The 14,024-nt window shown below is 68.9% G+C and carries 11 protein-coding genes; 6 read left to right on the forward strand and 5 right to left on the reverse strand.

The features are described from left to right. Nucleotides 1-39 precede the first annotated feature (39 nt). The 4 genes from rpoC to KZ820_RS09685 all read left to right on the forward strand — a co-directional run bounded on the left by rpoC (nucleotide 40) and on the right by KZ820_RS09685 (nucleotide 6,309). Nucleotides 40-4,329 carry a DNA-directed RNA polymerase subunit beta' gene (gene rpoC / locus KZ820_RS09670; RefSeq protein WP_219748412.1) on the forward strand — a complete coding sequence of 1,430 codons (4,290 nt, stop codon included), beginning with the start codon at nucleotides 40-42 and terminating at the stop codon, nucleotides 4,327-4,329. A gap of 150 nt (nucleotides 4,330-4,479) precedes the next feature. Then, a complete protein-coding gene (locus KZ820_RS09675; protein ID WP_219748413.1) occupies nucleotides 4,480-4,752 on the forward strand; it encodes a hypothetical protein in 273 nt (90 codons plus the stop codon). Between the two features lie 144 nt (nucleotides 4,753-4,896). Then, complete coding sequence (locus tag KZ820_RS09680; protein ID WP_219748414.1) at nucleotides 4,897-5,184, forward strand: hypothetical protein; 288 nt, start codon at nucleotides 4,897-4,899, stop codon at nucleotides 5,182-5,184. A 51-nt stretch (nucleotides 5,185-5,235) separates the two neighbouring features. Beyond that, on the forward strand, nucleotides 5,236-6,309 hold the full coding sequence (locus KZ820_RS09685) for a hypothetical protein (protein WP_219748415.1): 1,074 nt from the start codon (nucleotides 5,236-5,238) through the stop codon (nucleotides 6,307-6,309). A 73-nt stretch (nucleotides 6,310-6,382) separates the two neighbouring features. On the opposite strand, the gene KZ820_RS09690 is transcribed toward KZ820_RS09685, so the two are convergent. From KZ820_RS09690 to pdxH, 5 genes are all read right to left on the reverse strand, one after another. Beyond that, nucleotides 6,383-7,342 carry an ATP-grasp fold amidoligase family protein gene (locus KZ820_RS09690; protein WP_219748416.1) on the reverse strand — a complete coding sequence of 320 codons (960 nt, stop codon included), beginning with the start codon at nucleotides 7,340-7,342 and terminating at the stop codon, nucleotides 6,383-6,385. A 213-nt stretch (nucleotides 7,343-7,555) separates the two neighbouring features. Next, entirely contained in the window at nucleotides 7,556-7,795 is a 240-nt protein-coding gene (locus KZ820_RS09695) for a hypothetical protein (RefSeq protein ID WP_219748417.1), read from the reverse strand. Nucleotides 7,796-7,974: 179 nt separating this feature from the next. After that, nucleotides 7,975-8,781: a PhzF family phenazine biosynthesis protein gene (locus KZ820_RS09700; protein WP_219748418.1), complete on the reverse strand. Its 807-nt coding sequence runs from the start codon at nucleotides 8,779-8,781 to the stop codon at nucleotides 7,975-7,977. Then, nucleotides 8,781-9,734 carry a cation diffusion facilitator family transporter gene (locus KZ820_RS09705; RefSeq protein WP_219748419.1) on the reverse strand — a complete coding sequence of 318 codons (954 nt, stop codon included), beginning with the start codon at nucleotides 9,732-9,734 and terminating at the stop codon, nucleotides 8,781-8,783. Before KZ820_RS09705 ends, KZ820_RS09700 begins: the two co-directional genes overlap by 1 nt. Beyond that, complete coding sequence (gene pdxH / locus KZ820_RS09710) at nucleotides 9,731-10,309, reverse strand: pyridoxamine 5'-phosphate oxidase (protein ID WP_219748420.1); 579 nt, start codon at nucleotides 10,307-10,309, stop codon at nucleotides 9,731-9,733. Before pdxH ends, KZ820_RS09705 begins: the two co-directional genes overlap by 4 nt. Nucleotides 10,310-10,425: 116 nt before the next feature. Between pdxH and ku the strand changes: the two genes are divergently transcribed. Beyond that, nucleotides 10,426-11,331, forward strand: coding sequence for a non-homologous end joining protein Ku (ku, locus tag KZ820_RS09715; protein WP_219748421.1), 906 nt, complete (start codon nucleotides 10,426-10,428; stop codon nucleotides 11,329-11,331). 169 nt (nucleotides 11,332-11,500) lie between these two features. Beyond that, on the forward strand, nucleotides 11,501-14,005 hold the full coding sequence (gene ligD / locus KZ820_RS09720) for a DNA ligase D (RefSeq protein WP_219748422.1): 2,505 nt from the start codon (nucleotides 11,501-11,503) through the stop codon (nucleotides 14,003-14,005). The last annotated feature ends 19 nt before the right edge of the window (nucleotides 14,006-14,024 follow it).

The raw sequence follows: 14,024 nt of genomic DNA on the forward strand, positions 1-14,024 counted from the left end.
GAACGGATGTGGTTTTTCCCTCCCTGTGAGGAAAGCAAGATGAACGAACTGACCAATTTCGCCAATCCGCTCGCCAAGCCGGAGACGTTCGACCAGATCCAGATCGGGATCGCATCGCCGGACAAGATCCGCAGCTGGTCGTTCGGCGAGATCAAGAAGCCCGAGACGATCAACTATCGCACGTTCAAGCCCGAGCGTGACGGCCTGTTCTGCGCGCGCATCTTCGGTCCGATCAAGGATTACGAGTGCCTGTGCGGCAAGTACAAGCGCATGAAGTACAAGGGCATCGTCTGCGAAAAGTGCGGCGTCGAGGTGACCGTCTCGAAGGTCCGCCGCGAGCGCATGGGCCATATCGAGCTGGCCGCCCCGGTCGCGCACATCTGGTTCCTCAAGTCGCTGCCGAGCCGCATCGGCCTGCTGCTCGACATGCAGCTCAAGCAGCTCGAGCGCGTGCTGTACTTCGAGGCCTATATCGTGATCGAGCCGGGCCTGACCCCGCTCGAGAAGTACCAGCTGCTCACCGAGGACGAGCTGCTCGAGGCGCAGGACGAGTATGGCGAGGACGCCTTCTCGGCCGGCATCGGCGCCGAGGCCGTCCGCATCATGCTCGAGAGCCTCGACCTCGAGGGTGAGAAGGTCGCGCTGCTCGAGGAGCTGGCGACGACCAAGTCGGAGCTGAAGCCGAAGAAGATCATCAAGCGGCTCAAGGTCGTCGAGAGCTTCCTCGAGTCGGGCAACCGTCCCGAGTGGATGATCCTCGAGGTCGTGCCGGTGATCCCGCCCGAGCTGCGCCCGCTAGTGCCGCTCGACGGCGGCCGCTTCGCGACGTCGGATCTCAACGACCTGTACCGCCGCGTCATCAACCGCAACAACCGCCTCAAGCGCCTCATGGAGCTGCGCGCGCCGGACATCATCGTCCGCAACGAGAAGCGCATGCTGCAGGAGGCGGTCGACGCTTTGTTCGACAACGGCCGTCGCGGCCGGACGATCACGGGCGCCAACAAGCGTCCGCTCAAGTCGCTGTCCGACATGCTCAAGGGCAAGCAGGGCCGCTTCCGCCAGAATCTGCTCGGCAAGCGCGTCGACTATTCGGGCCGTTCGGTGATCGTGACCGGTCCCGAGCTCAAGCTGCACCAGTGCGGCCTGCCCAAGAAGATGGCGCTCGAGCTGTTCAAGCCGTTCATCTACGCGCGCCTCGACGCCAAGGGTCTTTCCATGACCCTGAAGCAGGCGAAGAAGTGGGTCGAGAAGGAGCGCAAGGAAGTCTGGGACATCCTGGACGAGGTGATCCGCGAGCATCCGGTGCTGCTCAACCGCGCGCCGACGCTCCACCGGCTCGGGATCCAGGCGTTCGAGCCGGTGCTGATCGAGGGCAAGGCGATCCAGCTCCACCCGCTGGTCTGCTCCGCGTTCAACGCCGACTTCGACGGCGACCAGATGGCCGTGCACGTCCCGCTGAGCCTCGAGGCGCAGCTGGAAGCGCGCGTGCTGATGATGTCGACCAACAACATCCTCAGCCCGGCGAACGGCAAGCCGATCATCGTGCCCTCGCAGGACATGGTGCTGGGCCTCTATTATCTGTCGATGGAGAAGCAGGGCGAGCCCGGCGAGGGCATGCTGCTCGGCGACATGGCCGAAGTGCACCAGGCGCTCTACGCGGGGGCGGTGACGCTCCACTCGAAGATCATCAGCCGCGTGCCGCAGACCGACGAGAACGGTAAGCAGTATCTCAAGCGCTTCGAGACCACCCCGGGCCGCATGCTGCTGGGCGAGACGCTGCCGAAGAGCCACAAGGTGCCCTTTGACGTCGTCAACCGGCTGCTGACCAAGAAGGACGTCGGCGACGTCATCGACGAGGTATATCGTCACACCGGCCAGAAGGAGACGGTGCTGTTCGCCGACGCGATCATGGCGCTCGGCTTCCGCCACGCGTTCCGCGCCGGCATCTCGTTCGGCAAGGATGACATGATCATCCCGGGCGACAAGGAGCAGCTGGTTGACGAGACGCGCGACCAGGTGAAGGACTATGAGCAGCAGTATCAGGATGGCCTGATCACGCAGCAGGAGAAGTACAACAAGGTGATCGACGCCTGGAGCCGCTGCGGCGACCAGGTGGCGGCCTCGATGATGAACGAGATCAAGGCGGTGAAGGTCGACCCGGAGACGGGCCGCGAGAAGCCGATCAACTCGATCTACATGATGGCGCACTCGGGTGCGCGTGGCTCGCAGGCGCAGATCAAGCAGCTCGCGGGTATGCGCGGCCTGATGGCCAAGCCCTCGGGCGAGATCATCGAGACGCCGATCATCTCGAACTTCAAGGAAGGCCTGACCGTCCTCGAGTACTTCAACTCGACCCATGGTGCTCGTAAGGGCCTTGCGGACACCGCGTTGAAGACCGCCAACTCGGGCTATCTCACCCGCCGCCTCGTCGACGTGTCGCAGGACTGCGTCATCATCGAGGAGGATTGCGGCACCGAGCGCGCGCTCGAGATGAAGGCGATCGTCCAGGGCGGGTCGACCATCGCGTCGCTCGGCGAGCGCATCCTCGGCCGCACTACGGCCGAGGACGTGGTCGACGCCAAGACGGGCAAGGTGGCGATCCCGGTCGGCACGCTGCTCGACGAGCCGATGGTCGCGCAGATCGAAGCGCTGGGCATCCCGTCGATGAAGATCCGCTCGCCGCTGGTCTGCGAGAGCAAGGTCGGCGTCTGCGGCAAGTGCTACGGGCGTGATCTCGCGCGCGGCACCCCGGTCAACATCGGCGAGGCGGTCGGCGTGATCGCGGCGCAGTCGATCGGCGAGCCCGGCACGCAGCTGACGATGCGGACCTTCCACATCGGCGGCGCGGCGCAGCTCAACGAGCAGTCGAACCTCGAGGCGCCGGTCGACGGCACCGTCGAGTTCCGCGACGTGCGCGTGATCGAGGACCAGCGCGGCCGTCGCGTCGTGCTGAGCCGCTCGGCCGAGATCGCGATCGTCGACATGGACGGGCGCGAGCTGGCGGTGCACAAGATCCCGTACGGCGCGTACGTGATGTTCGACGACGGCCACATCGTCTCCAAGGGCGACCGCATGGCCGAGTGGGATCCGTTCACCATGCCGGTGATCACGGAGACCGGCGGTACCGTGAAGTTCCAGGACCTGATCGAGGGCAAGACGCTCACCGAGCAGGTCGACGAGGCGACCGGTATCGCGCAGCGCGTTGTGACCGAATATCGCGCGACCACCAAGTCGAAGGAGGATCTGCGCCCGCGCATGACCCTGCTCGACGAGGGCTCGGGCGAGGCGGCGCGTTACCTGCTGGCGCCGGGCGCGGTGCTGTCGGTGGAGGACAATGCGACGGTGCAGGCGGGCGACGTGCTCGCCCGTGTCGCGCGCGAGTCCGCCAAGACGCGCGACATCACCGGCGGTCTGCCGCGCGTCGCCGAGCTGTTCGAGGCACGCAAGCCCAAGGAGAACGCGATCATCGCCAAGGTCTCTGGCCGTGTCGTGTTCGGCAAGGACTATAAGGCGAAGCGCAAGATCGGCATCCAGCCCGAGGACGGCGGCGAGGTCGTCGAGTATCTCGTGCCCAAGTCGAAGGTGATCGACGTTCAGGAAGGCGACTACGTCAAGCGTGGCGACAATCTGATCGGCGGCAGCCCCGACCCGCACGACATCCTCGAGGTGCTCGGCATCGAGCCGCTGGCGGAATATCTCGTGTCGGAGATCCAGGAGGTCTATCGTCTCCAGGGCGTGAAGATCAACGACAAGCACATCGAGACGATCGTCCGCCAGATGCTCCAGAAGGTCGAGATCACCGAGAGCGGCGACACCACGCTGCTGGTCGGTGAGCAGGTCGACCGCGAGGAGATGGACGCGATCAACGAGAAGCTGGAGGACGGTCAGGCGCGCGCCGCGGGCAAGCCGATCCTGCTCGGCATCACCAAGGCGTCGCTGCAGACCCGCAGCTTCATCTCGGCGGCGTCGTTCCAGGAGACCACCCGCGTCCTCACCGAGGCGGCGGTCCAGGGCAAGCAGGACACGCTGATGGGCCTCAAGGAGAATGTCATCGTCGGCCGGCTGATCCCGGCGGGCACCGGCGCGGGCATGAACCGCCTGCGCGTGGCGGCCTCGTCGCGTGACGCCGCGCTGCGCGTCCAGCAGCGCAAGCTGCAGGAGGCGATGATCGCGGCGGGCTCCGCCGGCACGGCGTCGCAGACCCGCGCCGCCGAGGAGGCACGCAGCCCGCGCGACGATGCCGGCACCGGCAGCGATCCGCTGGCGGCGGTGGTGCCGTCGGGTACCGGTACCGACGCCGACGCGGGCGAGTATCTCAACGAGGAGTGAGACGAGACGGGCGGCACCGCGCGCCGCTCGTCGACCTGATCGAGCCGCCGCCCGGGATGCCGGGCGGCGGCTTCTTTTTTGTGCCCCGTCGCGGCGGTGCCATCGCGGAGCGTCCTAAGATGAGCGGGTTATCCATGACGGAGCCCGCGCGTGATCGACCAGCCCCGCCCCTGGCGCCCCGAGGACGTGCTCGCCGACGGCGTCGATCACGCCGAGATCGACGGGGCACCCGTGCGCAAGGGCACCATCGCCGCCTTCCTCCGCAACGCACGTCGCTGGGCCGAGCCGGATGTCGCGCCGCCCGAACGCGCGCTGCTGACGGGCGCGATCGCCGAGGCGGTGCCGGTGCTCCGCTTGCTCGGCCTGTTCGAGGTGCTCGAGGTGCGCGATCCGGCGCTGCGCGCGCTGATCGACGCCTGCTGAGCCATGCCCGGCCGGTGCGGTCACGCGGCGCGGCGGCCGCCTCCCGCGCCGGAGCCGGACGACGCGCCGGCACCGCCCACTCGGCAGCCGCTGCGCCGTCGCCGGGGTCGAGCGCTACGGCAGCTCGCCCGCGCCAAGCGCCTGGTGCTCACGCTGTCGACGCTGGCGGCGGCGCTGTCGATCGTGACGCTCTCGACCAGCCCGCTCGAGTGGATCGGCGCCGGTGACGATCTCATGCCCGGGTCGCGGTGTGCCGTGCTCGGCGCCCGCGACCCGGCTCGGCCACTGCTGGCGACGCTCACGCTCCTCCCCGTGGTGGCGCTGTTGCTATGTGCCTGGTGGCGTCCGCGCTCCCGGCTCTGCCTTCTTCTCGGCACGGCGACGCTGCTGCTGTGGGTCTATCGCTTCCTGCTCCGCCACTTCGGCTGCTGAGCGGCCGGCAGGTTGACGGCACGTTAACCGATCGACGCGCAAGGTGCCGACGTGCCCGCCCCGCTCTCGTGCCCTGTCCCGCCGCCGCCCCGTGCCATCGCTCGGCTGCTGCTCGCGGCGACGATGATGCTGATCGCGATCGGCCTGCTCTCCCCCGACCCGCCGACGACGCGCCCTGCCGCCACCGCCGCGAGCGGGGATGCCGCGCTGTATCGTGCGATCGACCGGCGCGTCGCCGCTGGGCAGCATTATTACGCCGCGACCGCCGCCGAGCATCGGACCCGCGACTTCCCACTGCGGCCGTTCGTCGCGGTGAGGCTGCCGACGCGTGCCTGGTTCTATCGTCTGGTCGGCGCGGAGGGCGCTCTGTGGGTGCTGCGCGCGCTGGCGCTGCTCGCTGCGCTCGCCACCGCTTGTCGGCTGCGCGCGGCGGTCGGCCCGCGTCTCCTCTGGGGCGCCGCCAGCGCGATCGCCGCCGCGTCCTCGCTGCCGCTCGCCACTGCCGTGGTCGCGCTCTGGCCCGAGTGCTGGGCGGGGCTGCTGGTGGCGCTATCGCTCGCGTCGCGCGACCGGCACCACTGGCGTGTCGCCGCGCTGCTCGGGCTCGCTGCCGCGCTCTTCCGAGAGTTGGCGCTTCCCTATCTCGTCGCGATGGCGTTCGCCGCGGCACTCGAGCGGCGGCGTGGAGAAGCGCTGGGGTGGGCGGCCGTCGCGACCGCCGCCGTTGCCGCGCTCGCTGTCCATGCGAGCGCGGTCGCCGCCATACTGCGACCGGGCGACGCGGTCTCGCAGGGATGGATCCGCGCGGGCGGCTGGAGCTTCGATCTCGCAATGGCAGGCGCCACGACGCCGCTCGCGCTCGCTCCGACAGCGATCGTGGCCGTCCTCGTCCCGCTCGCCCTCTACGGCTGGGCGAGCGCGCCCGGAGGTTATGCACGGCGCGTCACTCTCACCTTGGTGACGTTGCTGCTACCCACACTGCTGATCGGCCGGCCCGAGAACAGCTATTGGGGGCTGATGCTCGCGCCGGTGTGGCTCGCCGGCCTGCCGCTCGCGTTTACCGCCATGGTCCGCGCGATTGCGCCTGCTGCAACGGCGACGCGCCAACTTGCAGTTGCGTGCTAACCGCGCGTTGACCACATGACGGCCAGTGCTGCAGCGCAGCATCAAGCCTAGGATCTCCCATGTTCTCGCTCGTCTACCTCATCATCAGCCATCGTCGCGCCGAGCGCGCCCGTGCTGCCGAGGCGCCGGTCGCCGCGCCGATCGTTCCGGTCTCGGTCACGGACGAGCCGTACCGCCTCGCTGCCTGAGGGAGCGCGGACCGACGCTCGGCCCAGTAGGAGCCGAAGTGGAGGTCCCAACCGACCGGCCGGAACCGATCGAGCCCCGAGCCGGGATAGAGCGTGAACTCACCGAAATAAGGTCGACCGGTGACGTCGTAGAGATCTACTCGTGCGAAGTCGTGCGGGGCGCCGAGCGTCTCGGCCGCCGCGATCATCCGATCGAGCGACGCCGGTGGAGTCACCGGGCGCGGATCAGCGGGAAATTCGAAGGCAAGGTCGAGCCGGCGCCATGCGCGGTCCAGCATCACGCGGCGGTGGCGATGCTCGCGGTCGAGATCGACCTGGATGAACTCCACTCGCCCGCCGAACACGAAGAACTTATAGTCGACCGGCAGCTCACGGCCGCAGCCGATCAGCGGCTCGACCAGCAGTTGCGGCGCGATCTCTGAGTAGAGCCACTCATGCAGCAGCGGCGCATAGGGCCGGCGCAGCCAGCGTGCCGCGCGGCGCCGCACCGCCGGCCAATCGAGCGACTCGCCGGCGCGGACGAACACGTTCTGCTGGCTCGCGTGCGAGGACTTGAGCACGAAGGGACGCGGCCAGGGCGGCACGTCGGGGAGCGCGGTGCCATGCCACAAGGTGAGGATCACCCACTCGCCGCCCAAGGCCGCGGCGACATGCGCCTTCACCGCGACCTTGTCGGCGAGTTTGGGCCAGCGCGGGTCGCGTTCGAACAACTTGCGCGCATACACCAACTCGCTGAAGCGTCGCGGTGCGGCGAGATCGGGCAGCCGCCCGAACCGCCAGAGATAGATCAGCCGCGGCAGCACGTTGGGCGCGCGGCGCGGGCGGCTCTGCTCGAGGTATGGCACGCTCGGTCCCGGACTGCGGAGGCTCGTCGGGCGGTTACCCAGACGGCTGGCCGGGGGCAAGCGCCGCCATCGCCGCGCCGGGGCGTTTGGCCGCAGTGACGCTCGGGGCGCCAACAACAAGCGCCCGGCGCGGGGGAGCGCCGGGCGGAGGTTGGTCTAGGGAGCACTAGACGGTTCGGTGCGGCGCCCGTGGGAGAGGCGCCGAAACTCGGATCAGAGCGTGTTGCCGGCGGTGGCGCTCACATTGTCGCCGGTCGCGTTGGCGGGCAGCGCGCCCAGGTCGGTGCCGTTGCCGACCGACGCGAAGTTACCCTCGGTGGGCAGCTCCTCGTTGAGCACCGTCTCATTCGCCAGCGTGTCGTTGGCGGCGGTGTCGTTGCTGGTCTTCGAACCGCAAGCGGCGAGCGCCAGCGCCAGGCAGATCCCGGTCGCACCGGCGACGATCTTCTTCATCAACTCCGATCCCCTTCAGATAGGCGGCGCCTCGCGCCGTCACCGCTAATCTACACTGCTCCGATCGGAAAACAAGTGAGTAGATGCCTTGACCGACCCATGGAGGCGAAAAGCGGCGGAGCGCGCACGATGACGCTCGCGCCCGAGAGGGCGGCGGTCTCCCTCATTGTAGGATGTAGTCAGGGGAGGAGGAACGTACCCTCGATCACGGTGACGCAGTCGCCGCGCAGGATCACCCGCTCGCCGTCGAGCCGGCAGCCCACGCGCCCGCCCCGCGCGCTCGCCTGGAACGCGCCGAACGAGTCGCGGCCGAGCTGCTCCGCCCAATAAGGCACCATTACCGCGTGCGCTGAGCCGGTCACCGGGTCCTCGGGGATGTCGAAATAGTCGGTGAAGACACGGCTGACCACCTCGGCGGTCTCGCCGCGCGCCGCGACGATATGGACGAACGGCCCGAGCGCCTTGATCGCACGCCCATCCGGCGTCGCCGCCCGCACCACCGCCTCGTCGGCGACGATCACGAGCGCATAGCCCTTCTCGTGCCACAAGGTCTCGACTGCCTCGACCCCGAGCGCCGCGACGATCTCCGGCAGCGCGCGCGGCGTCGGCTTCCACGCCGGCAGCGCCATGGCGTAGCTCGCCCCCACCGCGCCGTCTGCGCGCGCGACCTCGAGCACGCCGGCCTGCCGCGTGCGGAAGCGCACCGAGTCGCGGTTACCGTCCGATGAGAGCACGAAGTGGCCGCTCGCCAGCGTGGCATGCCCGCACAGCGCCACCTCCGCGGCCGGGGTGAACCAGCGCAGCTCGAAGTCGCTGTCGCCGCTCGAGTCGGGGACGAGGAAGGCGGTCTCGCTGAGGTTGTTCTCCTCCGCGATCTGCTGGAGCAGCCGGTCCTCGGGCCAGCTCGTCAGCGGCATTACCGCCGCCGGATTTCCTGCGAAGGCTGCGTCGGCGAAGGCGTCGATCTGGGCGAAGGGGATGCGCATCAATAGCCTACTCGCTTGCCGAACCAATGCGGCGTGACGTCTGCCTCGACCAGCGGATTGTCGGTGTCGACATGGCCCTCGGGGTCGAGGTGGATCAGCGTCTCGACGCGCGGGAAGGTCTGGCGAAGCGCCACCTCGACCCGCTCGACGATGTCATGCGCGTCGCGCACGGTGAGGCTCGGGTCCACCTCCATGTGGAACTGCGCGAAATCGTGGCTGCCGGCGCGGCGCGTGCGGAAATCGTGGATGCCGCGGATGCCGGGCTGCCGCGCGGCCACCTCCATGAAGGCGGCGCGCTGGTCCTCGGGCCATTCCTTGTCCATCAGCATGTCGATCGCCTGGCTCGACGCCTGGAACGCGCCCCAGGCGAGCCACAGAGCGATGGCGATGCCGAATACCGGGTCCGCGCCCGCCAGGCCGACATATTGGTCGAGCACCAACGCCGCGATCACCGCCACGTTGAGCAGCACGTCCGACTGATAATGAACGTTGTCCGCCAGGATCGCGACCGAGCCGGTGCGCCGGATCACGCTGCGCTGATAGGCGAGCAGCGCGAAGGTGGCGAGGATGGCGAGCACCGAGACGCCGATGCCCAGCCCCGCGTCCTCGTTGGCGGCGGGCGCGGAGAAGCGTTGGATCGCGCGCACCGCGATGCCGATCGCCGAGGCGGTAATCAGCACCACTTGGAAGAGCGCGGCGAGCGCCTCGGCCTTGCCGTGACCGAAGCGGTGATCGTGATCGGCGGGCTCGGCGGCGAGCTTGACGCCGTACAGCGTCACCAGGCTGGCGAGCAGGTCGAGCCCGGTGTCGGCCAGGCTGCCCAGCATCGCGACCGAGCCGGTGTGCCAGGCGGCATAGCCCTTCACTACCAGCAGCGACGTGGCCATCGCCACGCTGGCGAGCGCCGCGCGCATCGCCAAGGGCACGACGCGGCGGCGTTCCTCATTGGTCATGGGAACAGCAGCCCCTCGTTCCAGCAGTCGCCCGCGCGAGTGAACAGCCGTCGCTCGTGCAGCCGGTGCGCGCGATCCTGCCAAAATTCGATCTCCTCCGCGGCGACGCGATAGCCGCCCCAGAACGGCGGGCGCGGCACGTCCTGTCCGTCGAACCGCTCGCGTATCGCCTCGACGCGCGCCTCGAAAATAGCGCGGGAATCGAGCGGGCGCGACTGGTCCGAGGCCCAGGCGCCGAGCTGCGAGTCGCGGCCGCGCGAGGCGAAATAGGCGTCGCTCTCGGCGTCGCTGACGGGGCTCACCGCACCGGTGACGCGCACCTGACGACGCAGCGACTTCCAGTGGAATAGCAGCGAGGCCTGGGCATTGGCGCCGAGCTCCTCCGCCTTGCGGCTGCCGCGGTTGGTGTAGAAGACGAAGCCATCGGGGCCGTGCCCCTTGAGCAGCACCATGCGGACCGACGGCCGTCCGCCGGCATCGGCGGTGGCGAGCGCCATCGCGTTGGGGTCGTTGAGTTCGCTCTGTTCCGCCTCGGCGAGCCAGCGGTCGAAGAGCGCGATCGGATCGTCGGCCATGCCGCGCATCTAGGCGAAAAGGGCCGCGATTTCCACGCCCGATCGGGCGTGACCCGGACCGAGGGAACCCGCTCGGCAGCAAATGATTGAATCGCCTCCGGAACAAGGGAAGCGACATGGCCGCGCGGGCATATTGGCAGGGACAGATCAGGCTCGCGCTGGTGTCGATCCCGGTGGAGATCTACTCGGCGACCAAGTCGGGCGCGCAGGTCAGCTTCCACCAGATCCACGAACCCTCGGGCAAGCGGATCAAATATGAGAAAGTCGTGCCGGGCATGGGTCCGGTCGACACCGACGAGATCGTCAAGGGCTTCGAGGTCGAGAAGGGCGAATATGTCCTGCTGGAGCAGGACGAGATCGACGCGGTCAAGCTCGAGTCGAAGAAGACGCTGGAGCTCACCCAGTTCGTCGATGCCAGCGACATCGACGTGCTCTATTACGAGAAGCCCTATTTCGTCGTCCCCGCCGACGACCTCGCCGAGGAAGCGTTCATCGTGCTGCGCGAGGCGCTGCGGCGGACCAAGAAGGTTGGGCTGGGCCAGCTGGCGATGCGCGGGCGCGAATATGTCGTCAGCCTGAAGCCGTGCGGGCGCGGCATGGTGCTGGAGACGCTGCGCTACGCCGACGAGGTCAACAAGGCGCAGGGCTATTTCCGCGACATCCCCGACGAGAAGCCCGATCCCGAGCTGCTCGACCTGGCCGAGGCGCTGATCGAGAAGAAGAGCGGCGCCTTCGACCCGCAGGAGTTCCACGACCGCTACGTCGACGCGCTGCGTGGGCTGATCGAGCGCAAGCGCAAGGCGCACGGGCGCAAGATCATCGAGGACAAGGACGAGGGTGGCGGGCGCTCGGGCTCGAACGTGGTCGACCTCATGGCCGCGCTGAAGAAGTCGATGGAGGGCTCGCGCGGCGCGGCCAACGAGAACGCCGGCTCGGGTAGGGCCGCGGCGAAGCCGGCGACGAAGCGCGCGCCGGCGAAGAAGCCGGCGGCGCGCAAGCCGGCGGCGAAGAAGAGCGCGTGAGGGTCGCTCTCCTCCTCCGTCATCCCGGACCTGGTCCGGGATCCACTCGTCCGCGCGAGCATCTACTTCTGAATACGCAGCACGGTGGATCCCGGACAGAATCCGGGATGACACCGGTCGATGAGGCAATGGCGTCTTGCAGCGGCCACCCGCATGAGGATCAGGTCGAGTGACGAGGAAGAAGGTCGAAGGCGCCCCACCCGCCTCCCCTCCCTCATCCCCCGCCGACCCGCTCGCGCGCTACAACGCCAAGCGCGACTTCACCCGCACCGCCGAGCCTGCGGGCACGCTCGCACCCGGCAACGGCAACAGCTTCATGGTGCAGAAGCACGACGCGACGCGCCTCCACTGGGACTTCCGGCTCGAGATCGACGGCGTGCTCAAGAGCTGGGCGGTGACGCGCGGGCCGAGCCTCGACCCCGACGAGAAACGGCTCGCGGTTCGCACCGAGGACCATCCGCTCTCCTACGCCACGTTCGAGGGCACGATCCCCAGGGGCGAGTATGGCGGCGGCACGGTGATGCTGTGGGATCGCGGCACCTGGTCGCCGGTCGCGGGCAAGAGCGCGCGCGACCTCGACAAGGGCCATCTTCACTTCGTGCTCGACGGCGAGCGGATGAAGGGCGAGTGGCTGCTGATCCGGTTGCGCCCGCGCGGGAAGGAGAAGAACGAGAACTGGCTGCTGCGCAAGATCGACGACGCCTTCGCCGGCGGGACCGACACGCTGGTCGAGACCGCGCTGACCAGCGTCGCCACCGGCCGCACGATGCAGGAGATCGCCGAGGGCGCACCGCCGCATGAAGAGGCCGCCGCGGCGAGAGCGAAGCCTGCGAAGGCCAGGCCGTCCAAACGCGCGCGCAAGGCCGCCCTGCCCGCCTACGAGCCACCGCAGCTCTGCACCTTGGTCGATTCGGTGCCGGGCGGCAGCGACTGGATCCATGAGGTGAAGTACGACGGCTATCGCGCGCTCGTCGCGGTCGCCGGGGGACAGGCCAAGGTCTACACGCGCAACGGCCTGGACTGGACCGACAAGTTCGCCGGCATCGCGTCAGCCGCGGGCGCGCTCCCGGTCGGCAGCGCGCTGATCGACGGCGAGATCGTCGCCTTCAAGGACGGACGCCCGGACTTCTCGACGCTCAAGGACGCGATCAGCGGGGGCGGCGCGATGACGCTCTTCGCCTTCGACCTGCTCGAGCAGGACGGCGAGGACCTGCGCGGGCTCGCCAACGTCCAGCGCAAGGAGCGGCTGCGCGCTCTGGTCGGCGCGGGCGAGGAGCGGCTCCAGTTCGCCGAGCATGTCATTGGCGCAGGCGAGCGCCTGTTCGACACGATGTGCCGCGAGGGCTTCGAGGGCGTGGTCTCCAAGAAGGCCGACGCGCTCTATCGCGGCAAGCGCACCCAGGCGTGGCTCAAGGTGAAATGCACGCGCCGGCAGGAGTTCGTCGTGGTCGGCTGGACACCGTCGGACAAGCGCCACGGCTTTCGCTCGCTGTTGCTCGGCGTCAACGAGGGCGGCGAACTGCGCTACGCCGGCAAGGTCGGGACCGGCTTCTCGGGCGCGCTGATCGAGGAGCTGACCGCCCAACTCGAGAAACTCGAGCGAAAGACGCCGACCGTCGCGGCGCCCCGCGCGGCGGTACGCGGCGCGCGCTGGGTCAGCCCGAAGCTCGTGGCCGAGATCGCCTTCACCGAGACCACCCCCGAGGGCGTGCTGCGCCACCCGAGCTTCCTCGGCCTGCGCGGCGACAAGAAGGCCGCCGAGGTGGTGGTGGAGCGGCCCGCGCCGGCGCCGAAGGCCGCAGCGGCGCCGACCACCTCGATCAAGGTGTCGAGCCGCGACCGCGTCATCTTCCCGGAGAGCGAGGTGACCAAGGGCGATCTCGCCGATCATTATCTCGCCGTCGCCGGGATCATGCTCCCCTGGGTCGGGCACCGCCCGGTCAGCCTGGTGCGCTGTCCGCAGGGACGCGCCAAACACTGCTTCTTCCAGAAGCACGACGCCGGCTCGTTCGGCGACGCCGTGCACCAGGTGCCGATCCACGAGAAGGACGGCTCGACCGAGAATTACCTCTACGTCGACTCGGCGGACGGGCTCGTCGCCTGCGTCCAGATGGGGACGATCGAGTTCCACGGCTGGGGCTCGACCGTGGCGGCGCTGGAGCGACCCGACCGGATGGTGTTCGACCTCGACCCCGACGAGGATCTCGACTTTGCCGCCACCAAGCGCGCCGCCGAACATCTCAAGGAGCAGCTCGCCGAGCTCGGCCTGACGAGCTTCCCGCTGCTGTCGGGCGGCAAGGGCATCCATGTCGTGGTGCCGCTGACGCCCGCGGCGGAATGGCCCGCGGTGCGCGACTTCGCCGAGCGGTTCGCGCGCGCGCTGGCGCAGGCCGAGCCCGAGCGCTTCGTCGCCAACATGAGCAAGGCCAAGCGCAAGGGCCGGATCTTCATCGACTATCTGCGCAATCAGCGCGGCGCCACGGCGATCATGCCCTATGCCGCGCGCGCCCGCGCCGGGGCGCCGGTGGCCGCGCCGGTGTCCTGGACCGAGCTGCGCGACCTCGACACCGCGGCACGATGGCACGTCGGCGACGCCGCCGAGCTGATCGCGCGCGCCAACGGCCGCTCGCTCAAGGGCTGGGGCGTCGCGGATCAGGTGCTGCCCGAGGTGTGAGGGGGTGGGGACAAACTCT

Source organism: Sphingomonas citri (genome assembly GCF_019429485.1).
Taxonomy (GTDB): domain Bacteria; phylum Pseudomonadota; class Alphaproteobacteria; order Sphingomonadales; family Sphingomonadaceae; genus Sphingomonas; species Sphingomonas citri.